Below are 25,254 nucleotides of genomic sequence, written 5' to 3'. Positions count from 1 at the left end.
TGGTCGTGCCGCCCGGGACGGTGCTGTCCCGGACAGAGCACGAGGAGGCAGCGAGCACGTCGTCTGCCTCCTCGGTGCGTGCAGGAGATGGGAAGGGCGGGCGGTGCTGAGCACCGCCCGCCCTCACCGGACTAGCTGCCGGTCTTGTCGGCCGCCCACTTGCCGTCGGTCACCTTGTAGACGGTGAGCACCTTGGTCTTGGTGTCGCCGTACTCGTCGAAGGAGACCGGGCCGGTGGCACCGTCGAAGGAGACCCCGCCGATGGCGGTGATGGTGGCCTCGCGCGCGGACTTGGCGTCCTCGGCGCTGGCCAGGGACTCCTTCAGGCCGTTGATGATGGCGTTGGCCGCGTCGTAGGCGTAGGCGCCGTACGCCCCGTAGGGCTGCTCGAAGCCACCGGCCGAGTAGTCCGAGACGAACTGCTTGGCCGAGTCGAGGGTCTCGGTCGGCGCGCCGACGGAGGTGGCGAGGTCGCCGTCCGAGGTCTTGCCGGCCAGCTCGATGTAGGCCGGGTCGAAGATGCCGTCGCCACCCATGAGGGGGACGTCGAGGCCGGCGGCCTTGGCCTGCTGGGCCAGCGGGCCGGCCTGCGGGTACTCACCGCCGTAGTAGATGGCGTCGGGGTTGGCACCCTTCACCTTGCTGATGACGGCGGAGAAGTCCTTGTCGTCCGGGTTGATCGTCTCGGCCTGGGCGATGGTGCCGCCGCCGGCCTTGAACGCCTCGGTGAAGGCGGCGACGAGGCCCTGGCCGTAGGCCTTCTTGTCGTGGATGGTGGCGACGGACTTGATGCCCTGCTCGAGGAGGTACTTGGCCGCGAACGGGCCCTGCACGTCGTCGGTGGTGCAGGTGCGGAAGTAGCCGGGGTACGAGCGCTGCGGGCTGGCCGGGTCGGCGCCCTTGGTGAGCGTCGGGTTGGTGTTGGCGGGCGAGATCTGCGCGATGTTCGCGCCGCTCAGCACCGGCTGCACCGACTGGGCGACCGAGGAGTTCAGGGTGCCGACGACGCCGACGACCTCGTCGTCACCGGCGAGCTTCGTGGCGGCGTTCTTGCCGGTGTCCGGCAGCGCCTGGTCGTCCTGGGCGTCGACCTCGAGCGTCCAGCCGGGGATGGTGCCCTTCTCGTTGGCCTGCTTGACCGCGAGCTCGACCGAGTTCTGGATGCCGAGGCCCAGCGCGGACAGGTCGCCCGACAGCGGGGCGATGACGCCGATCTTGGCGACCTTCGCGGCGGTGTCGCCGGAGCCGCCGGTACCCGTCTCCTCCGCGCGGGAGCCACAGGCCGACAGGGCCATCGTGGTGGCCAGCAGGGTGACCCCCGTGAGCACGAGTTGCTTACGCACATTTCCTCCAAGTTGAGCTGCTACGTGGCGCAGGGTCCGCGGCGGGCAGGACCCGGCGAACTGGACGGAACCCTACGTCCGGGGGCCCCGGTTGAGGCGGTCGTCCGCCTCGTGTTGCATGTTCGTTACCTGGCCACGCGGGGCCGGGCGGACGCTACTTCTTCTTGCCGCCCGAGCCGTGCTCGATGACACCTTCGGCCACCTCGCGCATCGACTTGCGGAGATCCATAGCCGTCTTCTGGATCCAGCGGAAGGCCTCGGGCTCGGTGAGGCCCAGGCCGGACTGCAGCAGGCCCTTCGCGCGGTCCACCGCCTTGCGGGACTCCAGGCGCTCGGTGAGGTCGCTGACCTCGGCCTCGACGGCCTGGATCTCGGCGAAGCGGGCGCGGGCGATCTCGATCGCCGGCACCAGGTCGGACTTGCTGAACGGCTTGACCACGTAGGCCATCGCCCCGGCCTGGCTGGCCCGGTCCACCAGCTCGCGCTGGCTGAAGGCGGTCAGCATGACCACCGGGGCGATCCGCGCCGTCGCGATCTGCTCGGCCGCGCTGATGCCGTCCATCTTGGGCATCTTCACGTCCATCACGACGAGGTCGGGCGTGAGGTCGGTGGTCAGCTGCACCGCCGTCTCCCCGTCGCCGGCCTGGCCGACGACCTCGTAGCCCTCCTCGGTGAGCATCTCGACCAGGTCCAGGCGGATCAGGACCTCGTCCTCCGCGACGACCACGCGCGTCTTCGCGCCGTCCGTCGTACCAGCTTCTGCGTTCGTCACGGAGGACACCTTAGCCAGGCCGTGTTACGGGTTTGTCGCGGTCGAGGGGGTGCGGACGGCCCACGTCGGGGCCCGGGCGGGACTGCGGCGCTGTGGCATGATGAGCCGCTCCCGTCGCCGTGACGACGGCGGGGTGACCCCGGCCGGGGTGGCGGAAAGGTATACGCGGACGGCTCAAACCCGTCTGTCCGCAAGGACATAGGGGTTCGACTCCCCTTCCCGGCACCGTCTTCCTCTGCCCGTCGGGGCTGGGGCTCGGTCCGCCGGCTGCGCGGACCTCGGGGGCGCGGGCAACCATCCGCACGTCGGCAGCTCCCCGTGCTACCGCGGCCACTGTCCCCGACGTGCTCCCGCCAGACTCATCCACGCCCGCGCCCCCGTGGTCCGCTCCGCCTGCTCGTGCCGCCGTGTCGGTCGCTGATCGGTGCTGGTGGGTCACCCCTCTGGCCTGCGGGGCATCCTCAGCCGGACAGGCCCGACAGGCTCAGCCGCGGGAACGGGAGGCCTTCGACGAGCTCAGGCCGCGGTACGCAGAACGCCCCGGCCCCCAAGGGACCGAGGCGTTCACCTCACTGCGTGCTCACGGGGCACACGGACCGCGCGCCGCCGTCATGAGGAGGAGCGGGTGAACACGTTCTTCGTTCAGCCGCGACGACGAAGACGGCGGGCCAGAGCGCGGTCCGCGTCCGAGCGGAGCGAGGACCGTGTCACAGCGGCGCGCCGATCCTCCGCACCCGGACCATGTTGGTGTGGCCGGCGACCCCGGGCGGGGAGCCGGCGACGATGACGACGCGCTCGCCCTCGGCGATCATGCCGGTCTCGATGAGGGCCTTGTCGACCTGGCGGATCATGTCGTCGGTGTGGCCGACCATCGGGACCAGGAAGGACTCGACGCCCCAGCTGAGGGTGAGGGCGGCCTGGGTCTGCTCGACCGGGGTGAAGGCCAGGACGGGGATCGTCGAGCGCAGCCGGGAGAGGCGGCGGGCCGAGTCGCCCGAGTGGGTGAAGGCGACGAGGAACTTGGCGTCGATCCGCTCCCCCACCTCGGCCGCGGCCTTGGTGATGACGCCGCTGGTGGTGTGCGGGTCCCAGTCGATGTCCTGCATCTGCTCCTGGCCGTGCGCCTCGGTGGTCGAGACGATCCGGGCCATGGTCTCCACGGTGACGACGGGGTACTCGCCCACGCTGGTCTCGCCCGAGAGCATGACCGCGTCGGCGCCGTCGAGGATCGCGTTGGCGACGTCGGAGGCCTCGGCCCGGGTGGGGCGCGGGGCCGAGATCATCGACTCGAGCATCTGGGTGGCCACGATGACCGGCTTGGCCCAGCGGCGGGCCGCGGTGACGATGCGCTTCTGGACCAGCGGCACGTCCTCGAGCGGGAGCTCGACGCCGAGGTCACCGCGCGCGACCATCAGCGCGTCGAAGGCGTCGATGATCTCGTCGAGGTTCTCGACGGCCTGCGGCTTCTCGATCTTGGCGATGACGGGGACGCGGCGCCCCTCCTCGTCCATGATCTGGTGCACGATCTCGATGTCGGCCGCGCTGCGGACGAAGGAGAGCGCCACCATGTCGACGCCCTGGCGCAGGGCCCAGCGGAGGTCCTCGCTGTCCTTCTCGCTCATGGCGGGGACGCTGACGGCGACGCCGGGCAGGTTGATGCCCTTGTTGTTGCTGACCGGGCCGCCGACGACCACCTCGGTGACGACGTCGGTGGCGGTGACGGAGGTCGCCTCCAGCATGAGGCGGCCGTCGTCGATGAGGATGCGGTCGCCCGGGTTCACGTCGCCGGGCAGGCCCTTGAAGGTGGTCGAGCAGCGGTGCACGTCGCCGGCGACGTCGTCGACGGTGATGGTGAAGGTGGCGCCCACCTCGAGCACCTCCTTGCCGCTGGCGAACCGGCCGAGCCGGATCTTCGGCCCCTGGAGGTCGGCCAGGACGCCGACCGGGCGGCCGACGGCGGCCGCGGCCGCCCGGACGTTCGCCAGGTTGGCCTCGTGGTCGGCGTACTCGCCGTGGCTCATGTTCAGACGGGCGACATCCATGCCGGCCTGGACCAGCTCGATGAGGCGCTCGGGCGCTGAGGACGCAGGTCCCAGCGTGCAGACAATTTTGGCTCTACGCACGTCCCGACACTAGCGGGGCCCCCGCGGGCCAGCGAGACCAACCGGGTCACTGGTCCGCTGGGCCGGGCGGCCTCAGGCGGAGCGGACGACGTCGAGCGCGTGCTGCAGGTCCGCCGGGTACGGGGAGGTGAACTCGACGGGCTCGCCGGTCGTCGGGTGGACGAAACCCAGCCGGACCGCGTGCAGCCACTGGCGCTGCAGGCCGAGCCGGGCGGCCAGCACGGGGTCGGCGCCGTAGGTGGGGTCGCCGGCGCAGGGGTGCTTGATCGCCGCCATGTGCACCCGGATCTGGTGGGTGCGGCCGGTCTCCAGCTTCACCTCGAGCAGGGTGGTGCCGACGAAGGCGTCGAGGGTGTCGTAGTGGGTCACGCTGTGCCGGCCGCCCTCGATGACCGCCATCTTGTAGTCGGCGCCCGGGTGCCGGCCGATGGGGGCGTCGATGGTCCCGGTGAACGGGTCGGGGTGCCCCTGGACGAGGGTGTGGTAGGTCTTGTCGACCGTCCGCGCCTTGAAGGCGCGCTTGAGCACGGTGTAGGCGCGCTCGCTCTTGGCCACCACCATGAGGCCCGAGGTGCCGACGTCGAGGCGCTGCACGATGCCCTTGCGCTCGGGGACGCCGGAGGTGGAGATGCGGAAGCCGGCGCCGGCCAGGTGCGCGAGCACGTCCGGGCCGTCCCACCCGACGCTGGGGTGCGCGGCGACGCCCACGGGCTTGTCCACGACCACCACGTCGTCGTCGTCGTGGACGATGCCGACGCCCTCGACGGTGCGGGGGACGACGCGGGCGGTCCGCTCCCCCTCCTCGTCCAGCTCGACCTCGAGCATGGAGCCGCCGAGGACCCGGTCGGACTTGCTGACCGCGGTGCCGTCGAGGCGGACCTGGCCCCGGCTGATGAGGTCGGCGGTGCGGCTGCGCGAGAGGCCGAGCATCCGGGCGACCGCGGCGTCGACGCGCTCGCCCTCGAGCCCGTCGGGCACCAGCACGACGCGGGTCTCAGGCATCCTCGGCCTCGCGGGGTGCGGTCGGCGTGGCCGCGACGGGCTCGGCGGGGGCGCTGCCCCGGCCGTAGCGCTCGCCGCTGATGCCGACGTTCTTGATCACCGACAGCACCATGATCAGCACGGCGGCGGAGGTGATGCACATGTCCGCCACGTTGAAGATCGGCCAGTGCGGCAGCTGGAGGAAGTCGACGACGTGCCCGCGGAGGACGCCCGGCTGGCGGACGAACCGGTCCACGAGGTTGCCGCTGACGCCGGCGCAGAGCAGGCCCAGCGCCACCGACCAGGCCGGGTGGCCGAGCCGGGGCGCGAGCCGGACCACGACGAAGACGAGCACCGCGCAGGCGGCCAGGGCGAAGACGGGCGTGATGCCCTCACCGGTGCTGAACGCGGCCCCCGGGTTGCGGATGAGCCGCAGGGTCAGGAGCCCGCCCAGCAGCGGGACGGGGCGGCCCGGCTCCAGCTGGTCGACGGCGACCACCTTCGTCACCACGTCCAGGGCCAGCCCGACCAGGGCCACCACGGCGAACAGCCACCGCAGCCGGCGGCGGTGCGCCGCCGTCAGCACGGGGGCCGGGGGCGGGCCCGGAGGGGCTACCGTCGCTCCTCGCGCTGCTTGCACTTGACGCACAAGGTCGCGCGGGGGAAGGCCTGCAGGCGGCCCTTGCCGATGGGCTGGCCGCAGTTGTCGCAGCTGCCGTAGGTGCCCAGCTGGATGTGCCGCAGCGCCAGCTTGGACTGGTCTAGCATCTCGCGGGCGTTGTTGGCCAGCGACATCTCGGCGTCCCGCTCGAAGTTGGCCGAGCCGACGTCGGCCGGGTCGCGGCCGGCACCCTCGGTGCCGTCGCGGAGCAGGCCGACGAGCTCGGCGGTCGAGGTCTCGAGCTGCTCGCGGAACCGCACGATGTCGGCCTCCAGCACCTCGATCACCTCGCCGAGCTCGGCCTCGGTCCACGGGTCCTCACCCTGGCGGACGGGCAGCGACGAGGCCCCGGTGGGCTCGACGTGCGCGGTCGACGCGGACTCGGTGACGGGGAGGGCGTGGATCGCCGGGGCCTGGCGCGCTCCGGTGCGGGTCGCGGTGGCAGCACCGTCGCCGGCGGGCGTCGCCTTGGCGGTTGACATGGGGTTCCCCCTGAGGGTTGGAGTGACGCAGAGACAGTAGGCGGTGATCGGCCGCAACTCAATGACCGGTGGACCCGGTGACGACGTCGTCGCCGAAGAATCTGCTGAGCGCCGGGTCCGGACAGCGCGCAGGGCCCGCCGGAGCGGGCCCTGCGCGCGGTGGTCGGGTGGGTCAGCGCTGGTCGCCGAGCAGCGCGTCCAGGCGGGGGGTGTCGCTGGCGGTGGCGGTGGAGCCGCCGCCGCCGGTCGGGGCGTCGTCGTCGTCCGTCGCGGTGGCCTGCTCCGCGCCGGCGGGCGCGGCCCCGGCGGCCGGGGTCTGGCGGGAGGTCGGGGCCTCGTCGAGGGCGGCCGGCGGGTCGGCCGGCTCCTCCCGTCCCGAGGCCAGCACGTCGATCTGGCTCTGCAGATGACGGGTGAGGTTGCCGCGGTAGGTGGCCTCGAAGCTCCGCAGCGCGTGCACCGTGGCGGTGAGCTCCTCGCGCTGCTTCTCCAGCTCGCCGAACATCTCGGTGCGGCGGGTGTCGATGTCGCGGTCGAGCGACTCGGCCCGGCCCAGCGCGTCGGCCTGCAGCCGCTCGGCGTGGGCGCGCGCCTCGGTCTCGACCTTCTCGGCCCGGGCGTGCGCGTCGGCGGTCTCCTGCTGGGCCGACGTCGTCGCCTGCTCGCGGATCTTCGAGGCCTCGGCGGTGGCCTCGGCCACCAGGCGCTCGGCCTGCTCGGTGGACAGCTCGACCAGCCGGACGACGGCGGAGCTGGCCTCCTTGGCGGTCGTGACGACGATCCGCTCGGCCGGCTGCTCGGGAGCGGCGGCGACCGGCGCCGCGGCCGGCTGCTCGGGCACCGGGGCCGGCTTCGCGTCCTCGGACGGGGTCGCGGCGGCGCTCCCGGTGGTCTTCAGCGACTCGACCTGCTTCTTGAGGTTCCGGTTCTCCTCGAACAGCTGCTCGAAGGTGGCCTCCACCTCGTCGACGAACTCGTCGACCTCCAGGACCTCGTAGCCGGACTTGCGGGCCATCCGGAACCGCTTGTTGCGCACATCGTCCAACGACAGCGTCATCGTTCACCTCGAGACATCACAGGGTCAGCTGGGCAGGTTCACCCAACCGGGTCACCGTACCGGGTGGACCTGGGGATCACACATCGCCGGGCCGGGGCCGCCCGGGCGGTTCCTCAGGCGCCGAAGAAGATCAGCCCGACCACCCGCATCAGCAGGCTCACCAGGATGAAGAGGCCGATGAAGGCCAGGTCGAGCATCACGCTGCCGATCCGCACGGGCCGCAGCACGGTGCGCAGGGCGCGCAGCGGCGGGTCGGTGACGGAGTAGACGAACTCGGCGGCCACGAGGAGGGGGCCGCGGGGCTCCCAGTCGCGGACGAGCACGGGGACCCACGAGAGGACCATCCGTGCGAAGAGGAAGACGAGGAAGATCCTCAGCACCACGAGGATGAGCGATCCGACGATCAACACAGTGGGGAACCCTGTTCTGCTACGGCCAGTCGAGGTCGAGCGGCACTCCGTGCTCTCCAGGGTAGGCCCCCGGGCAACGGGTGGCGCCGGTCAGCGCCGGCCGGGGCGGTCCGGCCGGCGCTGCCGGCGTCAGCTCTGGTTGAAGAAGCTCCCGGCGGCGATCCGCTCCTTGTCCTCCGCGGTCACGGTGACGTTCTGCGGGGAGAGCAGGAAGACCTTGCTGGTGACGCGCTCGATGGTGCCGCGGAGGCCGAAGATCAGGCCGGCGGCGAAGTCGACGAGGCGCTTGGCGTCGACGTCCTCCATCTCGGTGAGGTTCATGATCACCGGGACGCCGTCGCGGTAGTGCTCGCCGATCGTCCGCGCCTCGTTGTAGGTGCGCGGGTGGACGGTGATGATGCGGGTCACGTCGGCCGTCCGGGGGGTCGGGGCGGGCGCCGGTGCGGCGCCCTGGATCGGGACAGGGGTCGAGCCGGACGCCGCCGGCGGGGTCGTCCGCCGCGTCTCCAGCGGGGTGACGCTGGCGGGCTGCTTCTCCTGGGCGCCCAGGAGCTCCTCGCGGCTGATGCCCTCGGTGCGCTCGTTGGCGTCGGCGTCGTCGTAGTCCGCGTACCGGTCGTCGGTGACCAGACCCAGCCACGCGGCCGCCCGCTTCAGTTTCTCCGCCATCTGGTCGTCCTGCCTCTGCCGTCTCGGGTGTGCTCGTGGTGCGACCGGCCCCGGGGGGCCGGACCTGCGGGGACGGGTCCGACGTCGTCGGCCGGGTCCCGCGCGCCGCTGGCGACGACGCTACCGGCCGCGGCCGGGGAAGCCAGCCAGGTCCTGCCCGACACGCGGGGTCCGCCCCGGTCGCGGGGACGCGGGCGGCGCGGGCCGCGGCTCACTTCATGAAGTCGGGGATGTCCAGGTCGTCGTCGTCGGCGGGCCGGCTGGGCCGCGGGGCCGGCGGCTGCTGCTGGGGCGCGGGCCGGAACACCGGCGCGGCGGGGGCACCGGCCTGCGTGCCGCCCCCGGAGGGAGCCTGCGCCGGGGCCTGCTGGGAGGCCGGGGCGGAGGTCGGGCCGCCGCCGTTCTGGCCCTGGCCGGCCGGGGCGCCGCCGGGACGGCCCCCGCCCTGCCCGCCGCCCTGGCGGAGGTCGGCGCTGCGGCTGATGCCGGGCTGCCGGCGCGGAGGCTGGCCGCCCTCGAAGCCCGCCGCGATGACGGTGACCCGGACCTCGTCGCCGAGGGCGTCGTCGATCACGGTGCCGAAGATGATGTTCGCGTCCTCGTGGGCCGCGGTCTGGATGAGGTTCGCGGCCGCCGAGACCTCGAACAGGCCGAGGTCGGAGCCGCCGGCGATAGAGAGCAGGACGCCGTGGGCGCCGTCGATGCTGGCCTCCAGCAGCGGGGAGGAGACGGCCATCTCGGCCGCCGCCCGCGCCCGGTCCTCGCCGCGGGCCGAGCCGATGCCCATCAGCGCGGAGCCCGCGTTCGACATGACGGCCTTGACGTCGGCGAAGTCGAGGTTGATCAGGCCGGGGGTGGTGATGAGGTCGGTGATGCCCGAGACACCCTGCATCAGCACCTGGTCGGCCTGCTTGAAGGCGTCGAGGATCGCGATCTGGTGGTCGATCATCTGGAGCAGCTTGTCGTTCGGGATGACGATGAGGGTGTCGACCTCCTCGCGCAGCCCGTTGATGCCGGTCTCGGCCTGGGTCGCGCGGCGCTTGCCCTCGAAGGAGAACGGCCGGGTCACGACGCCGATGGTCAGGGCGCCGAGCGCCCGGGCGATGCGGGCGACGACCGGCGCCCCACCGGTCCCGGTCCCGCCCCCCTCGCCGGCGGTGACGAAGACCATGTCGGCGCCCTTGAGCGCGTCCTCGATGTCCTGCGCGTGGTCCTCGGCGGCCTGGCGGCCCTTGTCCGGGTCGGCGCCGGCGCCGAGCCCGCGGGTCAGCTCGCGGCCGATGTCCAGCTTGACGTCGGCGTCGCTCATCAGCAGCGCCTGGGCGTCGGTGTTGACGGCGATGAACTCGACTCCCCGAAGTCCGGCCTCGATCATCCGGTTGACGGCGTTGACGCCGCCGCCGCCGACCCCGACGACCTTGATGATGGCCAGGTAGTTCTGTGATGCAGAGACCACGGGTATTCCGCCTCTTCTTCGTGCTGACGACATGGGGGGCGCGCGGAGAAGTCTCGACCTTCACTCAACGGGGAAGGGGCTCAGGGACGGACGGACCGGCGTGGCACGAGGCTATCCGAGACCCGTGGGCGGCTGTCCACCTGCGCAGGCCGGACACGCCCGCCGGCCGCGAAAACGGCCCCGATGCTCGACCTGAGGTACACCTTCACCCCTCCGCCGGGCGATCGTCCCGCGTCAGCGGGTGGCGGGGTTGTGCGGGGCGGAGACGTCGATCGCCCGGGTCTTCGACGTCCGCAGCGCCTCGACGACCTGGGCCTTGAGGTCGGACTCGCTCGCGTCGCCCCAGCGCACCGTCGTGCCGGAGCGCAGCTCCAGCACGATGTCGTCGGCCGCGGTGGCGCGGACCCGCTCGACCCGGTCGGCCAGCTCGACCGGCAGCGCGGCCGCCACCACCCCGAGAGCGGTCAGCAGGGGCACGGCGCCCGGGTCGGCGTCGGCCCGCAGCACGCCGTCGGGCACCCGGGCCACCGTCTCGTAGGCGACGCCCTGGTCGTCGACGAGGGCGAAGCCGTCCGGCTGGCGGATGGCCAGCAGGGGCTCGCGCTCGGTGACGACGACCTCGACGGCGTGCGGCCAGCGGCGCTCGACCCGGGCCGAGGCGACCTGCGGCAGCGTCGTCACCCGCCGGGCGATCGCGTCGACGTCCTGGCGGGCCAGGGGCACGCCCAGCGGAACGGCGGCGGCCTCGCGGACCTGGTCGGGGGTCAGCCCCCGCTGGCCGCTGACGTCGACGGTGCGGGCGGCGAGCACCGAGGACGCGGTGAGCAGCCAGACCAGGACCCCGACGAGCACGACGACCAGCCCCGCCACCCCGGCCGCGACCAGGCGGCGCCGCGCCGAGCGTCGGCGGTCGAGCTCGCGGCGCAGCCCGGGCTGCGGTCCGGCGGGACCCGGGGCGGTCGGCCGGGGGCGGGTCCCGGTGGCGGTCGGGCTCATCGGCCCCCTCCTCCTGCGCGGTGCTGCAGCTCGGTGACGATCAGGGGCGCGACCTTCGTGACGTCCCCGCAGCCGACGGTGATGACGAGGTCGCCGGGGCGGGCGATGGCGGCCGCCGTCGGGGCGGCGTCGTCCCAGGACGGCACGTAGGTGACGTGCGCCGTGCCCGGGCTGACGGCGTCGGCGACGAGCGCGCCGTCGATGCCCGGGAGCGGGTCCTCGCGGTCGCCGCAGACGTCCATCACCACCGCCTCGTCGGCCAGCTCGAGGGCGGCGGCCAGCTCGGGCCAGAAGTCGCGGGTGCGGGTGTAGAGGTGCGGCTGGAAGCAGACGACGACCCGGCCGTGCTCCCCCACCCCGGTACGGGCGGCGACGAGGGTGTGGTGCACCTCGGTCGGGTGGTGGGCGTAGTCGTCGTAGACGCGGACGCCGTCCACGGTGCCGACGAGCTGGAAGCGGCGGTTGGTGCCGGCGTAGCCGCCGAGCGCCGTCCGGACCTGCGCCTCGTCGGCGCCGAGCCCGGTGGCGACCGCGTAGGTCGCCGCGGCGTTCAGCACGTTGTAGTGGCCCGGCACGCTCAGCCGGACGGGGCCGCCCGCGCCGTCGCGGTGCAGGGTGAAGTCCGAGCCGGTGCCGGCGAACGCGGTGCCGGCGATCCGCACGTCGGCGTCGGGCGCGACCCCGAAGGTGACGACCCGCAGGCCCTCGGGGGCCCGGCCGTCGGCCAGGGCCGCGCGGACGCGGGCGGTGAGCGCGACCGCGCCCGGGTCGTCGGCGCTGACCACGAGCAGCCGGACGGCCGGGCCGGTCGCGAAGCGCAGGAAGCCGTCCGCGTAGTGCTCGGCGGTCCCCCAGTTGCTGAGGTGGTCCGGGTCGACGTTGGTGACCACGGCCACCTCGGCCGGGTACTGCAGGAAGGAGCCGTCGCTCTCGTCGGCCTCGACGACCATCACGTCGCCGCCGCCGAGGTGGCCGCCGGTCTTGGTGCCGGTGAGGGCGCCGCCGATGACGAAGGACGGGTCGAGCCCCGCGCCGGTCAGCACGTGGGCCAGCATCGCGGTGGTGGTGGTCTTGCCGTGCGTGCCGGCGACGGCGACGCCGCGCCGGCCCAGCATCAGCGACCCGAGGGCGGCGCTGCGGTGCAGCACGCGCAGGCCGCGCCGGCGGGCCTCGGCCAGCTCGGGGTTGTCCGACCGGATGGCGGAGGACGCGACGACCGTGCGGGCGTCGCCCAGCTGCTCGGCGGCGTGGCCGACGTGCACCCGCGCCCCGGCGGCCTCCAGGGAGCGCAGGTAGGCGGAGTCGTTGCGGTCGCTGCCGCTGACCTCCACGCCCAGCTGCACCATCATCGACGCGATCCCGTTCATGCCCGAACCGCCGATGGCGATGAAGTGCACCGGGCCCAGCTCGCGGGCCGCCACCAGCTCGACCGGTTCCACCAGCGCCATCAGACCGCCACCTCCAGGGTTCTCCGCGCCAGCTCGGTCGCGGCGTCCACCCGCGCAACGCCGCGGAGGGCCTCCGTCATCCCGCGCCGCCGGTCCGCGTCGGCCAGCAGGGCCGGCAGCGTCGTGGCGACCCAGTCGGGGGTGCAGTCGGCGTCGGCCAGCAGCAGCCCGCCGCCCACCTCGACGACGAGGGCGGCGTTGCGCGCCTGCTCGCCGTTGCCGTGCGGGTAGGGCACGAAGACCGCGGGCAGGCCGACGGCCGCCGTCTCCAGCACGGTGCTGGCGCCGCAGCGGCCGAGCATCAGGTCGGCCGCGGCGTAGGCGTCCTCCATGGCGTCGACGTAGCCGACGGGGTGGTAGCCGGCGCCGGTGACCGGGTCGCGCGAGGGCACGGTCTCGTCGGTGAGGTTCTTGGGGCCGAGGACGTGCAGCACCTGGATCCCGGCGCCCAGCAGGGCCTCGCGGGCTCCGAGCACGGCCCGGTTGATGCTGGCCGCCCCCTGGGAGCCGCCGCTGACCAGCAGCGTCGTCCGCTCGGGGTCCAGCCCGGCGCGGGCGCGGGCCCCGGCCCGGGCGGCGTCGCGGTCCAGCTCGGTGATGGCCCGGCGCAGGGGCAGGCCGAGGTACTGCGCGTGCGGCAGCGGTGTGCCGGGGAAGGACGTGTAGACGTTCCGGGTGAGCCGGGCGGCGAGCTTGTTGGCCAGCCCCGGCAGCGCGTTCTGCTCGTGCAGCACCAGCGGCAGCCGCAGCCGGCGGGCCGCGAGGTAGACGGGGGTGGAGACGTAGCCGCCGAAGCCGAGCACGACGTCGGCCTCGACGCGGCGGAGCAGCGCGGTGGCCGCGGCCACCGCCTGCCAGAGCCGGACCCCGACGAGGGCCTGGTCCAGCCCGGGACGGCGCGGCAGCGGGACCGGCGGGATGAGCTCGAGGGTGAGCCCGGCCGCGGGGACGACCCGGGTCTCCAGGCCGCGGGCGGTGCCGACGGCGGTGACGCGGACGTCGGGCCGCAGCCGCTGCAGCTCGGCGGCGGTGGCGATCAGCGGCGCGGTGTGGCCGGTGGTGCCGCCGCCGGCGAGGACGACCGAGGGGCCGCTCACCGCGGGGCCCGGGAGCCGACGACGGTGCTGACGCGGGGGCGGTGCCGGTCGGGGCGCTGGGCCAGCAGGGCCCGGGCCTGCGGCTCGCGGCGGGCGCAGGCGAGCAGCACCCCGACGGCCAGCAGGTTGGCCAGCAGCGCCGAGCCGCCGTAGGAGACCAGCGGCAGCGGCACGCCGGCGATCGGGACGAGCCTCAGCACGACGGCCAGGTTGATGAGGGCCTGGATCATGAACCAGGCGGTGACGCCGCCGGCGGCGTAGCGGGCGAAGGGCTCGTCGGAGCGGGTGGCGATCCGGATGCCGGCGTAGCCGAGGACGAGGAACAGCCCCAGCACGACGAGGCTGCCGAACAGCCCGAACTCCTCGCCCAGCACCGCGAAGATGAAGTCGGTGTGCGCCTCCGGCAGGCTCCCCCACTTCTGCCGGCTGGCGCCCAGCCCGACGCCCCACCAGCCGCCCGAGGCGATGGCGTACATGCCGGCCTGGGACTGGTCGTTGGCGCCGTTGAGGTCGGCCGTCGGGTCGAGGAAGGCGGCGAGCCGGCGCATCCGGTTGGGGCTGGAGGCGAAGAGCCCGACCACCCCGAGCGCGCCGACGCCGACCAGGGCCCCGAGCACCCGCAGCGGCGCCCCGACGATCCACAGCACGCCGGCGACGATCCCGGCCATCACGACGGCGGTGCCGGCGTCGCCCTGGAAGACCACGAGCAGGATCAGCAGGCCGCAGACCGGCAGGTAGGGCACGAGCAGGTGCTTGGGCTGGTCGAGCAGCCGCTGCTTGCGGGCCAGCACGTCGGCGCCCCAGACGATCATGGCCAGCTTGGCGAACTCGGCCGGCTGGATCGAGAAGGCCTCCGAGCCGAGGTAGAGCCAGTTCCGGTTGCCGCCGCGCTCGATGCCCAGCGGGGTGTAGGTCAGCGTCAGCAGCACGACGGCCAGCCCGACCGCGGCCCAGCTGAGGGCGCGCAGCGTGCTGACGGGCACCCGGGACAGAACCAGCGCGCCGACCACCCCGGCGACGAGGAAGAGGGCCTGGCGCTTCACGTAGTAGTACGAGTCGTCGAAGTTGACGTAGGCGCTGACGCTGGAGGCCGAGAGCACCATCATCAGCCCGAGCACGAGCAGCAGCGAGACCGAGGCCAGCACCAGGTGGTAGCTGGTCAGCGGCCGGTCCAGCGCGGCGCGGAGCCAGCCGAGCGTCTCGTGCAGGGCCCCGCCGCGGGGGCCCGCCGCCAGCTGCTCGCGCTTGTCGGAGCGGCGCCGGGTGGTCGTCGGCCCGGGGGCCGGGGCACCGCCCCGGGAGGGAACCGTTGTGGTCACGCCTGCTGCTCCTTCGTGCTCGCCTACGCCGTGCCACCCGTCCCGCCCGACCCGGAGGTCAGGTCCCGGATCGCCCGGACGAACGCGTGGCCACGTGCGGCGTAGTCGGTGTACATGTCCAAGCTGGCGCACCCCGGGGCCAGCAGCACCGTGTCACCGGGGCGGGCCGACGAGGCAGCCGCCGCGACGGCCTGCACCATGGCTCCAGTGTCGGTGGCCTCGATCACCTGGACCGGGACATCCGGCGCGTGTCGAGCCAGCGCCCCGGCGATCACCTCGCGGTCGACGCCCAGCAGCACGACGGCGCGCAGCCGGCCGGCGTGGGCGGTGACGAGGTCGTCGAAGCGGGTGCCCTTGGCCTGGCCGCCGGCGATCCAGACGACCTTGCCGGCCGGGTCGTCGGGAGTGGTGGAGCCGAAGGCCCGCAGGGCGGCGTCGGCCGCGTGCGGGTTGGTGGCCTTGGAGTCGTCGACCCAGCGGACGCCGTCCCGCTCGGTGACGGTCTGGATCTTGTGCGAGCCCACCGTGACGCTGCGCAGGCCGTCGCGGACGGCCAGCGGCAGGACCCCGAACGAGCGGGCCAGGGCGGCGGCGGCGAGGGCGTTGGCGACGTTGTGCGGCGCGAGCGGGGAGATGTCGGAGAGCTTGGCCAGCTCCAGCGCGGAGTCGCGGCGCTGCTCGATGAAGGCGCGGTCGACCAGCAGGTCGTCGACGACCCCGAGCATCGAGGGGGCCGGGGTGCCGAGGGTGAAGCCGATGGCGCGGGCGCCCTCGACCACCTCGGCCTGCTCGACCATCGCCTCGGTGGCCGGGTCCTGCACGTTGTAGACGCAGCTGGTGGAGACCCGCTCGTAGATGGAGGCCTTCGCCGCGCCGTAGGCCTCGAAGGAGCCGTGCCACTCCAGGTGGTCGGGCTGCAGGTTGAGCACGGCCGCGGAGTGCAGGGCCAGGGAGCTCGACCAGTGCAGCTGGTGGCTGGAGAGCTCGACGGCCAGCACGTCGTAGGGCTCGGGGTCGAGCACGATCTCCATCACCGGCCGGCCGATGTTGCCGACGGCCGCGGTCCGCAGCCCCGACGCCGAGAGCATCGCCTCGAGCATCTGAGTGGTGGTGGTCTTGCCGTTGGTGCCCGTCACCCCCAGCCAGGGGATGACCTTCGCCGGCCGGCTGAGCCGCCAGGCCAGCTCGACCTCGCTCCAGATCGGCACGTCGCGGGTGGCCGCGGCGGCCAGCAGCGGGTTGGCCGGCGACCAGCCGGTGGTGATGACGAGGTCGGCGTCCTCGGGCAGCACGGCGGTCGAGCCCGGTCCCAGCCGGACGGTGCCGCCGAGCACCTCGAGCAGCGCGCCCTTGTCGGCGTTGACCTCGTCGGCCCGCTCGTCGAGGACGGTGACGCGGGCGCCGAACTGCAGCAGCCCGTCGGCCGCCGCGAACCCGGACACCCCGATCCCGGCGACGACGACGTGCGCCTGCTCCCAGGGCGAGGCCCCGTCAGCAGCGGCGATCCAGGACGGACGACTCATGACGGCAGACCCTTTCTGAACCGGCGCGGTCTGGCGCGCCGCCGGAGTGAGGAACGAGGAGCGGGACACGTTCTCCGTCCCGCGACGAGCGACGAAGCCGGCGGACCAGAGCGCCGGACCCGCCCGAGCGGAGCGAGGGCAGACAAACTAGGTGCCCGCCACCCACTCCGCGTAGAAGATGCCGAGCCCGGCGGACACGAAGAGCCCGGCGATGATCCAGAAGCGCATGACGATCGTCACCTGCGCCCAGTTGAGCAGCTCGAAGTGGTGGTGGAACGGCGTCATCTTGAACAGCCGGCGCGGCGTCCCGTAGATCCGCCGGGTGAGCTTGAAGTAGCTCGTCTGCAGGATGACCGAGCCGACCTCGATGACCAGCAGGCCCCCGAGGATGAGCAGCAGCAGCTCGGTGCGGGTGAAGATCGCCATCCCGGCCAGCGCCCCGCCGAGGGAGAGCGAGCCGGTGTCGCCCATGAAGATCTTGGCGGGCTCGGCGTTCCACCACAGGAAGCCGAAGCAGGCCCCGGCCAGCGCGATGGCGACCACCGCGAGGTCGTAGGGGTCGCGCACCTCGTAGCACTTGGGCCCGGCCGAGGCCGTGTAGGCGCAGGACTGGTTGTACTGCCAGATGTTGATCAGCGCGTAGGCGCCGAAGATCATCACGCAGGTGCCCGCGGCCAGGCCGTCGAGGCCGTCGGTGAGGTTCACGCCGTTGCTGGCCGCGGCGATCAGCAGCATCACCCAGACCACGACGACCACGACCGGCAGCGCGTCCAGCCAGGCGATGTCGCGCAGGAACGAGATGGCCGACGACGCGGGGGTGATCCCCCGCTCGTCGGGGAACTGCAGCGCCAGCAGGGCGAAGATGATGGCGACGACCGACTGGCCCGCGATCTTGGCCCCGCTGCGCAGGCCGAGCGAGCGCTGCTTGCTGATCTTGATGTAGTCGTCGAGGAAGCCGACGACGCCGAGGCCGGTGAAGAGGAACAGCACGAGCAGGGCCGACGCCGACGGCAGCGTCCAGGTCAGCAGGTGGGCGCCGAAGTAGGCGACGAGGACGGCGGCGATGACCACCAGCCCGCCCATCGTCGGGGTGCCGCGCTTGACGTGGTGGGTCGTCGGGCCGTCGTCGCGGATCAGCTGGCCGTAGCCGCGCTTGACCAGCAGGGTGATGGCCAGGCGGGTGCCCAGCAGGGTGCCCAGCAGGGCGAGGGACCCCGCGAAAACGATGGTCTTCACGCGGGTTCCTCACTGGCGGCGGACGGGTCATCGGGCCGGCCGGGGACCGCGTCGGGAGCGACGAGGGCCTCGGCCACGGTGTCCAAGGCTAAGCCACGGGACGCCTTGACCAGCACCACGTCGCCCGGGCGCAGCTCGGCGCGGAGCAGCGCGAGGGCCTCCTCCTTGCTGGGCACCGGCGTCGCGGCGGCCGCGGGCAGGCCGGCGTCGCGGGCCCCGGCGGCCAGCGTCGCGGCGTGCTCGCCGAGGGCCAGCAGGCGGTCGACGCCCGCCGCGGCGACGTCGCGGCCGAGGTCGGCGTGCTCCCGCTCGGCGGTCGCCCCCAGCTCGAGCATGTCCCCCAGCACGGCGACGGTCCGGCCGCCGCTCGAGCGGCCCAGCTCGGCCAGCGTGCCGACCGCGGCGCGCATCGAGTCGGGGTTGGCGTTGTAGCTGTCGTTGACGACGACGACCCCGTCGGCGCGCTCGTGCAGCTCCATCCGCCAGCGCGAGCGCGGGCCGGCGGCGCTGAGGGCGGCGGCCACGACGTCGAGCGGCAGCCCGAGCGCGACGGCGGCGGCCGCGGCGGCGACGGCGTTGGGCACCTGGTGGCGCCCGGTCGTCCGCAGCGCGACGTCGGCGACCTGCGTGGTGCCGGCCGCGTCGCGGGCGTGCAGCCGGAAGGCGTGCCGGCCGAGCCGGTCGGCCCGGAGGTCCTCGGCCCACAGCGCGGGCCCCTCGGGCGGCGGCGGGCCGCCGGACCCGGCGAAGGCGAGCACCGGCGCGGCGGTCCGGGAGCGCATCCCCCAGACCCGCGGGTCCTCGGCGTTGAGCACGGCCACCCCGGAGGCGGGCAGGGCCTCGACCAGCTCGCCCTTGGCGACGGTGATGGCGTCCTGGCCGCCGAACTCCCCCACGTGCGCCTGGCCGACGTTGAGCACCACCCCGACGTGCGGCGGCGTGATGGAGCAGAGGTAGGCGATGTGGCCGATCCCCCGGGCGCCCAGCTCGGCGACCAGGAAGCGGGTCGTCGGCTCCAGGCGGCAGGCGGTGAGCGGGACGCCGAGCTCGTTGTTGAGGTTCCCGACCGGGGCGACGGTGGGCCCGACCGCCTCCAGCACCTGGGCCAGCAGGTCCTTCGTGGAGGTCTTGCCCTGGGAGCCGGTGATGCCGACGACCTGCAGGCCGCCCTCGACGGCGCGGTCGACGACGCGGCGGGCCACCCGGCCCAGCGCGGTCACCTGGTCGGGGACGGGCAGGCAGGGGGCGGGCGGGACGTCGCGGGCGGTCAGCGCCGCGACCGCGCCGGCCTCCCAGCAGCCGACGACGAGGTCGTGGCCGTCGACGCGGGAGCCCGCGAGCGCCACGAAGAGCGCCCCCGGCCCGACGGCGCGGGAGTCCGCGACGACGGAGGTGACGACGGCGTCGGGGTCACCGGCGGTCAGGTCGGCGCCGACGACCGCGGCGACCTCGCCCACCCGCAGCCCGATCACCGCGGGCTCCCGGCGGTCGCGGTGCGGGCGGCCCACGCGGCGCGGACCACGTCGGCGTCGGCGAAGGGCAGCACGGTGCCGGCCACCTCCTGGCCGGTCTCGTGGCCCTTGCCGAGGACGGCGACCACGTCGTCGGGGCCGGCGAGCTCCAGGGCCAGCGCGATGGCCGCGGCGCGGTCACCGCCGTCGTGCACCTCGGCCCCGCCGGCCGCCCGGGCGCCGGCCAGCACCGCGGCGCGGATGGCGGCCGGGTCCTCGCTGCGCGGGTTGTCGTCGGTCACGACGACGACGGCGGCCGCCCGGGCCGCCGCCTCGCCCATCGGGCGCCGCTTCTGCGGGTCGCGGTCGCCGCCGCAGCCCAGCACGACGACCACGCGCCGGTCGCGCAGGGCGCCCAGGGCGGCGGCCACGGCCTGCGGGGTGTGGGCGAAGTCGACGACGACGGCCGGGGCGCCCGGGCCGAGCGGGACCGGCTGCATCCGGCCGGGGACCACGACGTCGGCGAGCCCGGCGGCGGCCGCCTCGACGTCGCCCCCGGTGAGGGAGACCATGGCCAGCGCGGTGAGGGCGTTGCGGACGTTGAAGTCACCGGGCAGCGGCAGCCGCAGCTCGAGCCGGCGGCCGTCCACCGACACGGTGGCGGCGGTCCCGCCCCCGGGTGCGGGGCGGGCGTCCAGCAGCCGGTGGTCGGCGGCCGGGTCGGAGAGGCTGACGGTGCGCAGGGTGAGCTCCGGGGTGCGGCGGACCTGCTCCAGCAGCCGGCGGCCGGCGTCGTCGTCGACGCTGAGCACCACCTGCCGGGTCCGCTCGGGGGTGAACAGCTGGGCCTTCGCGGCGAAGTAGGACTCCTCGTCGCCGTGGAAGTCGAGGTGGTCGCGGCCGAGGTTGGTGAAGGCGGCCACGTCGAAGGTGATGGCGTCGGCCCGGCCCAGCACCAGGGCGTGCGAGGAGACCTCCATGGCCACCGTGTCGGCGCCCGCCTCCAGCAGGTGCGCGAGCAGCGCCTGGAGGTCGGGCGACTCCGGTGTCGTGATGGTGGTCCGGGACGCGGGCAGCGGCTGGCCGTCCAGCAGGAAGCCGATCGTGCCGACGGTGCCGACGTGGTGGCCGGCCGCGCGCAGCGCCGCGTCCAGCAGGAACGTCGTGGTCGTCTTGCCGTTGGTCCCGGTCACGGCGTGCATGGTGAGCCGCTCGGCGGGCCGGCCGTAGACCGCGGCAGCGGCCCGGGCCATCACCGGCCGCGGCCGCTCGGTCACCAGCACGGGGAGCCCCGTGGCGGCGGCGTCGTCGCGCCCGGCCGGGTCGGTGAGCACCGCGACGGCCCCGGCCGCGGCGGCGGCGGCGGTGAAGGCCGCGCCGTGGTGGTGCCGGCCGGGGAGCGCGACGTAGAGGTCACCCGGCTGCACCTGGCGCGAGTCGAGGGTGACGCCGGTGACATCGGGATCGCCGGCGCCCGTGGCCGTCAGGTCCGGGTCGCGCAGGCCCGCGGCCAGCTCCAGCAGCGGCAGCGGCGGCCCCGGGCGGGGTCGCAGGGTCGGGACGGGGCTCACGGCCCCGACGCTACCGAGCCCGGCGGCGTCCCTCACCATTCCGTCGGCAGCGCCTTGCGCTCCTCGTCGGCGTCCGGCGCCACCGAGTAGCGCGGCAGCGCCTGGTTCATGATGTCGCGGTAGACCGGGGTGGCCACGCTGGTGCCGGTGTCGCCCTTGCGGGGGTTGGTGAGCACGACGTAGGTCAGCAGCCGCGGGTCGTCCAGCGGCGCGAAGCCCACGTAGGACGTCACGTAGCCGCGGTAGCAGCCGCAGGTCGGGTCGGCGCGCTGCGCGGTGCCGGTCTTGCCGCCGCTGGTGTAGGCGTCCAGCCGCAGGTTCTGGACCCCGTTCGGGCTGTCGGTGACCGCGGCCATCAGGTCGCGGACGGCGGCCGAGCTCTCGCTGGAGATGACACGGCGCGGGTTCTCCTGCGGGTTCGGCAGCACCGTGCCGTCGGCGTCGGTCTTCTGCTTGACCAGGGTGGGCGGGTTGTAGACCCCGTCGTTGACGATGCCCGCGATGGCCGCCGCCTCCTGGATCCCCGAGACCGACAGCGCCTGGCCGAAGGCGATCTGGTCGCGCTGGGAGTCGCTCATGTCGGCGTCCGGCAGGATGCCGGCCGCCTCCCCCGGCACCTCGATGCCGGTGGGCGCGCCCAGCCCGAAGTTCGCGAGGTAGTCGTGCAGCGTCTTCTTGTCGAGCTGGCGGGTCAGCAGCGCGGTGCCGATGTTGGAGGAGTTGGCGATGACGCCGCGCATGTTGAGCCGGATCGTGCCGTGGCTGAAGTGGTCCTTGATGTACGCCCCGCCCGAGGAGAGCCGCGCCGGGATCTCGACCTTGGTGCCGGGGTTCGCCGTGCCCGCGTCGATGAGCGCCGCCGAGGTGAGGACCTTCTCCACGCTGCCCGGCTCGTAGGGGGCCAGCACGGCGCGGTTGCCGCGGTCCTCCGCGTCGGCCTTCTGCGGGGCCGAGGAGTCGAAGGTCGGCGCGTTGGCCAGCACCAGGACCTGGCCGGTCTTCACGTCGATGGTGATGGCGAAGCCCGAGTCGGCCCCCATCTTCTGCACCTGCGCCGCGAGCCGCTGCTCGGCCATGAACTGCAGCTCGGAGTCGAGGGTCAGCTGCACGTCGACCCCGTTCTGCGCCGGGGTGGTCGAGCTCTCCCCCAGCGGGATTCGGCTGCCGTTCGGCGCGCTCTCGTAGGTCTCGGTGCCCTCGACGCCGGCCAGCTCGCGGTCCAGCTCGAGCTCCATGCCGGCGAGGCCCTTGCCGTCGGCCCCGACGAAGCCGACGACCGACGAGCCCACGGTGCCGCCCGGGTAGGTGCGGATCGGGTCGCTCTCGCGGAAGACGCCGTAGACGCCCTTCTCGGCCAGGGCCGCGGACAGGGCGCTGTAGGTGAGCGCCGGGACCTTCTTCTTGAGGTAGACGAAGTGGGTGTCGGGCTTGGTCAGCAGCGGCACGAGGTCGGCCGCCGGCATCTCGAGGTAGCCGCTGAGGACGTCGGCGATCTCGGCGGCGCGGGGGCCGGTGAGCGTCGGGTCGGCCGTCACCGCCACGGCGGGCTGGGTGGAGGCCAGCACCTGGCCGTTCCGGTCGGTGATGGTGCCACGCGAGGGCAGCAGCGGGAGCTTGCGGGTGAGCAGGTCGGCCGAGGTGGCCGCGTAGGCCGCGGAGTCGAAGCCCTGCAGCTGCAGGAGCCGGCCGCCGCACAGCGACAACCCGACGGCGATGACGATGAGCACGGCGTGCAGCCGGCGCGGGGAGGACGCCAGCGGCATCCGCAGGGGCGGCCGCGGCGGCGCGCTCGGCCCGCCGGGGCGGCCGCCCGTCCGGGCGCCGGAGCGGGCCGCCGCCGGTCGGCGCGAGCCGGGGGCGCGGCGCTCGTCCTGGGGCCGGCGCGTCGCGCGCTCGGCGCGGGCGTCGGCGCGCGGTGCGGGGCGCGCGGGCTGGCCCGTCCGGGTACCGGCGGCAGGTCGCTGGCCGGTGGCCGGGTGCCGGGGCTTCCGCCCGGCTGCGGTCGGGTGCGGTCGGCGCTCGGCCATCAGCCCTGCCCCTCCTCGCCCTGCCCGGGATCCCTGTCCTTCTTCTCCGCCGCAGCCTTCTTGTCGGCCTCGGCCTTCTTCTCCGCCGCAGCCTTCTTGTCGGCCTCGGCCTTCTTCTCGGCCGCCGCCTTCTTCTCCGCCGCCTTCTTCTCGGCCTCGGCCTCGGCCTTCTTCTCGGCCGCCACCCGCTCCGCCTTCGCCTTGGCTGCGGCCTTCTCGGCGGCGACCTCGGCCGGGGTCTTGACGACCATGCTCGGCACCTCGCTACCGGTGACCGGCTTCGGGTCGCCGACCACGTCGCCGCTGGGCAGCTCGAGCATCGCCGGGTACGGGTTGGGCCGCATGCCCAGGGCCGAGGCGCGACGGGCGAGCTCGGGCGGGGCGGACAGCACGGCGATCTGGCTCTCCAGGTCGGCCTGGGTGTAGGCCAGCTCGGTCGCCTGCCGGTCCAGCGCGCGGGAGGAGAACGCCTGGTTCTGCAGGGTCGTGTTCAGCATCAGCAGCCCGGCCATGCCCAAGCCGAACACGGCGACGAGGACGAGCAGGAAAGGCGCGCGGGAGAGCCGCGGCGCCGGTCGGCCGACGGCTCGCAGCCCCGCGCCACGACGGTCCGGCCCGGTCGTCTCCCGGGTGCCGGGAACGGGTGCCCACAACGCGCTCATGCGCCTACCTCCTGTCGGGCCCGGCGGGGGCCGGGCTCGTCGATGCGTACGGCGGCGCGGAGCCGCGCCGAGGCGGCCCGCGGGTTGATCTCGGACTCGGCCTCGCCGGGCCGGCCGGCGCCGCGGGTGAGCAGCCGGAGCTCGGGCCCGTAGCCGGCCGGGACCACGGGCAGGTCGCGCGGCGCGCGGTCCGCGGCCCCGGCGGCCAGCACCTGCTTGACCAGCCGGTCCTCCAGCGAGTGGTAGGCCAGCACCGCGATCCGGCCGCCCACCGCGAGGGCGGCGACGGCGCTCGGCAGCACGTGCTCCAGCGCCTCCAGCTCGGCGTTGACCTCGATCCGCAGCGCCTGGAAGGTCCGCTTGGCGGGGTGCCCGCCGGTCTTGCGGGTGGCGGCCGGGATCGCGCTGTAGAGCAGCTCGACCAGCCGCGCCGACGTCGTGAAGGGCTCGCGCTCCCGCTCGCTGACCACCCGGCGGGCGATCCGGTCGGCGAAGCGCTCCTCGCCGTAGCGGCGCAGCACCGAGGCGAGGGCGGGCGCGCTGTAGGTGTTCAGCACCTCCGCGGCCGTCAGCTCCTGGCGGCCCATCCGCATGTCCAGCGGGGCGTCCTGGGCGTAGGCGAAGCCGCGGGTGGTGTCGTCGATCTGGAGCGAGGAGAGCCCGAGGTCCAGCAGGACGGCCTGCACCCGCGGGCGGCCGAGCTCGGCCAGCACCTCCGGGAGCTCGTCGTAGACCGCCTCGACCAGGGTCACCCGGTCGCCGAACGGGGCCAGCCGCTCGCGTGCCCGCGCCAGGGCCTCCGGGTCGCGGTCGAGGCCGACGAGGTGGGCCTGCGGGCAGGCCTCCAGCAGGGCGGAGGCGTGGCCCGCGAGGCCGAGGGTGCCGTCGACGAGCACGGGGTGCGGGTGCTCAGGGGTGGGCTGCAGGGCCGGCGTCAGCAGCTCGAGGATCTCGGCCAGCATCACCGGGACGTGGACGGGGGCGCTCACCCGCGACCGCCGCTCATCCGAGCCACCGCAGGAGGAGGTAGAGCGCGAGGGTGAGGGCGACCGAGCCGCCGAGGGAGACGGCGGCCGCCGACAAGCCGTCCCGGGCCACGTGCCGGACCCGCCGGTCCGTGCTCGGGGCGTCCTCGATCTCGGAGTGCGCCATCTCGACCCTTCAGTTCGCGCTGCTCGTGCGCAGGGGTTCCAACCCGAGGTCCGAGCGTCACTACCTGGCACCGGGGAAGGTGCGCCAGGGAGTCGGACGCTCGGGTTGAAGCCTCTGCGCACGCGCTGCGTGCTCGGTGCTGCCGTGCGGTGCTGCCTGTCGTGCGTCGTGCGGGTCCTGCCTGCCGTGCTGGTCGTGCCTGCCGTGCTGGGTACCTGGTCTCAGGCGCCGGGGAAGACGCCCTCGTCGAGGTCGGAGAACGCGGACTCCTTGGCCTCCGCGTACTGCTCCCAGGCGGTGGCGTCCCACACCTCCACCCGGTTGATGGCCCCCACCACCACGCAGTCCTTCTCCAGCGATGCGTAGGTCCGCAGGTGCGGCGGGATGGTGATCCGCCCCTGCTTGTCCGGCGTCTCGTCCGAGGCTCCCGACGCGAGCATGCGCTGGTAGTCCCGGACCTGCTGGCTGGACGACGTCCCCCGCACCGACTGCGCCACCTCGACGAACGTCGCGATCGGCCAGATGGCCAGACAGCGCTCCTGGAAGCGCGTGATGACCAGGCCGGCCGCCAGCTCGTCTCGGAACTTCGCCGGGAGGATCAGCCGTCCTTTCTCGTCGAGCTTCGGGGTGTGCGTGCCCAGGAACACGGCCACTCACCACCCTTCGCTCCACTTTCCGCCACCTTACTCCACTTCCCTCCACTTTGACCGCCCCGCGCTCCCCTGGCAACCCCGGGGCGTGTCCCGGGCCGTCGCGGGGGTACCAGCAGGGCACGCCAGGAATCGCGGTGGCCCTTCACGGCGGCGCATACGATGACG

General features: G+C 74.1%; 23 protein-coding genes and 1 tRNA gene. 1 reads left to right on the top strand and 23 read right to left on the bottom strand.

Annotated features, from left to right (window positions below; genetic code table 11):
- Nucleotides 1-131: 131 nt before the first annotated feature.
- On the bottom strand, nt 132-1,343 hold the full coding sequence (locus JOF54_RS16775) for a branched-chain amino acid ABC transporter substrate-binding protein (RefSeq protein ID WP_307804298.1): 1,212 nt from the start codon (nt 1,341-1,343) through the stop codon (nt 132-134).
- A gap of 154 nt (nt 1,344-1,497) precedes the next feature.
- Nucleotides 1,498-2,133: an ANTAR domain-containing response regulator gene (locus JOF54_RS16770; protein WP_210059656.1), complete on the bottom strand. Its 636-nt coding sequence runs from the start codon at nt 2,131-2,133 to the stop codon at nt 1,498-1,500.
- Between the two features lie 124 nt (nt 2,134-2,257).
- Between JOF54_RS16770 and JOF54_RS16765 the strand changes: the two genes are divergently transcribed.
- Nucleotides 2,258-2,340 (top strand) — tRNA-Leu (locus JOF54_RS16765).
- A 482-nt stretch (nt 2,341-2,822) separates the two neighbouring features.
- Here the strand turns inward: JOF54_RS16765 and pyk are convergent.
- The 21 genes from pyk to mraZ all read right to left on the bottom strand — a co-directional run bounded on the left by pyk (nt 2,823) and on the right by mraZ (nt 25,083).
- The gene (gene pyk / locus JOF54_RS16760; RefSeq protein ID WP_210057875.1) at nt 2,823-4,238 is read right to left on the bottom strand and encodes a pyruvate kinase; all 1,416 of its coding nucleotides are present in this window, start codon (nt 4,236-4,238) and stop codon (nt 2,823-2,825) included.
- 72 nt (nt 4,239-4,310) lie between these two features.
- Nucleotides 4,311-5,240 (bottom strand): RluA family pseudouridine synthase, encoded by a 930-nt coding sequence (locus tag JOF54_RS16755; RefSeq protein WP_210057873.1) that lies wholly within the window; start codon nt 5,238-5,240, stop codon nt 4,311-4,313.
- Nucleotides 5,233-5,805: a signal peptidase II gene (locus JOF54_RS16750; protein WP_307804296.1), complete on the bottom strand. Its 573-nt coding sequence runs from the start codon at nt 5,803-5,805 to the stop codon at nt 5,233-5,235. Before JOF54_RS16750 ends, JOF54_RS16755 begins: the two co-directional genes overlap by 8 nt.
- A 26-nt stretch (nt 5,806-5,831) precedes the next feature.
- Nucleotides 5,832-6,362: a TraR/DksA family transcriptional regulator gene (locus tag JOF54_RS16745; protein ID WP_210057872.1), complete on the bottom strand. Its 531-nt coding sequence runs from the start codon at nt 6,360-6,362 to the stop codon at nt 5,832-5,834.
- Between the two features lie 172 nt (nt 6,363-6,534).
- Nucleotides 6,535-7,419: a DivIVA domain-containing protein gene (locus JOF54_RS16740; RefSeq protein ID WP_210057870.1), complete on the bottom strand. Its 885-nt coding sequence runs from the start codon at nt 7,417-7,419 to the stop codon at nt 6,535-6,537.
- Nucleotides 7,420-7,532: 113 nt separating this feature from the next.
- Nucleotides 7,533-7,829, bottom strand: a complete 297-nt coding sequence (locus JOF54_RS16735) for a YggT family protein (protein ID WP_210057867.1) — start codon at nt 7,827-7,829, stop codon at nt 7,533-7,535.
- Nucleotides 7,830-7,958: 129 nt separating this feature from the next.
- Entirely contained in the window at nt 7,959-8,498 is a 540-nt protein-coding gene (locus tag JOF54_RS16730) for a cell division protein SepF (RefSeq protein WP_210057865.1), read from the bottom strand.
- A 211-nt stretch (nt 8,499-8,709) separates the two neighbouring features.
- Nucleotides 8,710-9,954 (bottom strand): cell division protein FtsZ, encoded by a 1,245-nt coding sequence (gene ftsZ, locus JOF54_RS16725; protein ID WP_210057863.1) that lies wholly within the window; start codon nt 9,952-9,954, stop codon nt 8,710-8,712.
- 234 nt (nt 9,955-10,188) lie between these two features.
- On the bottom strand, nt 10,189-10,950 hold the full coding sequence (locus JOF54_RS16720) for a cell division protein FtsQ/DivIB (RefSeq protein WP_210057861.1): 762 nt from the start codon (nt 10,948-10,950) through the stop codon (nt 10,189-10,191).
- On the bottom strand, nt 10,947-12,398 hold the full coding sequence (murC, locus tag JOF54_RS16715; protein WP_210057859.1) for a UDP-N-acetylmuramate--L-alanine ligase: 1,452 nt from the start codon (nt 12,396-12,398) through the stop codon (nt 10,947-10,949). The genes JOF54_RS16720 and murC overlap by 4 nt, the downstream gene beginning before the upstream one ends.
- Nucleotides 12,398-13,495 (bottom strand): undecaprenyldiphospho-muramoylpentapeptide beta-N-acetylglucosaminyltransferase, encoded by a 1,098-nt coding sequence (murG, locus tag JOF54_RS16710; protein ID WP_210057857.1) that lies wholly within the window; start codon nt 13,493-13,495, stop codon nt 12,398-12,400. Before murG ends, murC begins: the two co-directional genes overlap by 1 nt.
- On the bottom strand, nt 13,492-14,814 hold the full coding sequence (ftsW, locus tag JOF54_RS16705) for a putative lipid II flippase FtsW (RefSeq protein ID WP_307804295.1): 1,323 nt from the start codon (nt 14,812-14,814) through the stop codon (nt 13,492-13,494). The genes murG and ftsW overlap by 4 nt, the downstream gene beginning before the upstream one ends.
- 23 nt (nt 14,815-14,837) lie before the next feature.
- Nucleotides 14,838-16,337: a UDP-N-acetylmuramoyl-L-alanine--D-glutamate ligase gene (gene murD / locus JOF54_RS16700; RefSeq protein ID WP_210057855.1), complete on the bottom strand. Its 1,500-nt coding sequence runs from the start codon at nt 16,335-16,337 to the stop codon at nt 14,838-14,840.
- 147 nt (nt 16,338-16,484) lie between these two features.
- Nucleotides 16,485-17,573 (bottom strand): phospho-N-acetylmuramoyl-pentapeptide-transferase, encoded by a 1,089-nt coding sequence (gene mraY / locus JOF54_RS16695; protein ID WP_210057853.1) that lies wholly within the window; start codon nt 17,571-17,573, stop codon nt 16,485-16,487.
- Nucleotides 17,570-19,081, bottom strand: coding sequence for a UDP-N-acetylmuramoyl-tripeptide--D-alanyl-D-alanine ligase (locus tag JOF54_RS16690; RefSeq protein ID WP_307804294.1), 1,512 nt, complete (start codon nt 19,079-19,081; stop codon nt 17,570-17,572). Before JOF54_RS16690 ends, mraY begins: the two co-directional genes overlap by 4 nt.
- Entirely contained in the window at nt 19,042-20,634 is a 1,593-nt protein-coding gene (locus JOF54_RS16685) for a UDP-N-acetylmuramoyl-L-alanyl-D-glutamate--2,6-diaminopimelate ligase (protein WP_210057851.1), read from the bottom strand. The genes JOF54_RS16690 and JOF54_RS16685 overlap by 40 nt, the downstream gene beginning before the upstream one ends.
- The gene (locus tag JOF54_RS16680; RefSeq protein WP_210057849.1) at nt 20,628-22,622 is read right to left on the bottom strand and encodes a peptidoglycan D,D-transpeptidase FtsI family protein; all 1,995 of its coding nucleotides are present in this window, start codon (nt 22,620-22,622) and stop codon (nt 20,628-20,630) included. Before JOF54_RS16680 ends, JOF54_RS16685 begins: the two co-directional genes overlap by 7 nt.
- Nucleotides 22,622-23,284: a cell division protein FtsL gene (gene ftsL / locus JOF54_RS16675; RefSeq protein WP_210057847.1), complete on the bottom strand. Its 663-nt coding sequence runs from the start codon at nt 23,282-23,284 to the stop codon at nt 22,622-22,624. Before ftsL ends, JOF54_RS16680 begins: the two co-directional genes overlap by 1 nt.
- Nucleotides 23,281-24,273: a 16S rRNA (cytosine(1402)-N(4))-methyltransferase RsmH gene (gene rsmH, locus JOF54_RS16670; protein ID WP_307804293.1), complete on the bottom strand. Its 993-nt coding sequence runs from the start codon at nt 24,271-24,273 to the stop codon at nt 23,281-23,283. The genes ftsL and rsmH overlap by 4 nt, the downstream gene beginning before the upstream one ends.
- A gap of 13 nt (nt 24,274-24,286) precedes the next feature.
- The gene (locus JOF54_RS16665; protein ID WP_210057845.1) at nt 24,287-24,436 is read right to left on the bottom strand and encodes a hypothetical protein; all 150 of its coding nucleotides are present in this window, start codon (nt 24,434-24,436) and stop codon (nt 24,287-24,289) included.
- 221 nt (nt 24,437-24,657) lie between these two features.
- Nucleotides 24,658-25,083 carry a division/cell wall cluster transcriptional repressor MraZ gene (mraZ, locus tag JOF54_RS16660; RefSeq protein ID WP_210059651.1) on the bottom strand — a complete coding sequence of 142 codons (426 nt, stop codon included), beginning with the start codon at nt 25,081-25,083 and terminating at the stop codon, nt 24,658-24,660.
- Between the last annotated feature and the right edge of the window lie 171 nt (nt 25,084-25,254).

Origin of the sequence: Microlunatus capsulatus, assembly GCF_017876495.1 — a bacterium.
In the GTDB taxonomy this organism is placed as follows: Bacteria; Actinomycetota; Actinomycetes; order Propionibacteriales; family Propionibacteriaceae; genus Microlunatus; species Microlunatus capsulatus.
The sequence above is the reverse complement of the archived record's forward strand: the minus strand, read 5'-3'. Positions and strand labels throughout refer to the sequence as shown.

Coding starts and splice junctions, on each gene's coding strand:
- JOF54_RS16755 (WP_210057873.1), bottom strand. CDS start 5,240: ATGCCTGAGACCCGCGTCGTGCTGGTGCCCGACGGGCTCGAGGGCGAG.
- JOF54_RS16745 (WP_210057872.1), bottom strand. CDS start 6,362: ATGTCAACCGCCAAGGCGACGCCCGCCGGCGACGGTGCTGCCACCGCG.
- JOF54_RS16740 (WP_210057870.1), bottom strand. CDS start 7,419: ATGACGCTGTCGTTGGACGATGTGCGCAACAAGCGGTTCCGGATGGCC.
- JOF54_RS16730 (WP_210057865.1), bottom strand. CDS start 8,498: ATGGCGGAGAAACTGAAGCGGGCGGCCGCGTGGCTGGGTCTGGTCACC.
- JOF54_RS16720 (WP_210057861.1), bottom strand. CDS start 10,950: ATGAGCCCGACCGCCACCGGGACCCGCCCCCGGCCGACCGCCCCGGGT.
- murC (WP_210057859.1), bottom strand. CDS start 12,398: ATGGCGCTGGTGGAACCGGTCGAGCTGGTGGCGGCCCGCGAGCTGGGC.
- murD (WP_210057855.1), bottom strand. CDS start 16,337: ATGAGTCGTCCGTCCTGGATCGCCGCTGCTGACGGGGCCTCGCCCTGG.
- JOF54_RS16685 (WP_210057851.1), bottom strand. CDS start 20,634: ATGGTGAGGGACGCCGCCGGGCTCGGTAGCGTCGGGGCCGTGAGCCCC.
- JOF54_RS16680 (WP_210057849.1), bottom strand. CDS start 22,622: ATGGCCGAGCGCCGACCGCACCCGACCGCAGCCGGGCGGAAGCCCCGG.
- ftsL (WP_210057847.1), bottom strand. CDS start 23,284: ATGAGCGCGTTGTGGGCACCCGTTCCCGGCACCCGGGAGACGACCGGG.
- JOF54_RS16665 (WP_210057845.1), bottom strand. CDS start 24,436: ATGGCGCACTCCGAGATCGAGGACGCCCCGAGCACGGACCGGCGGGTC.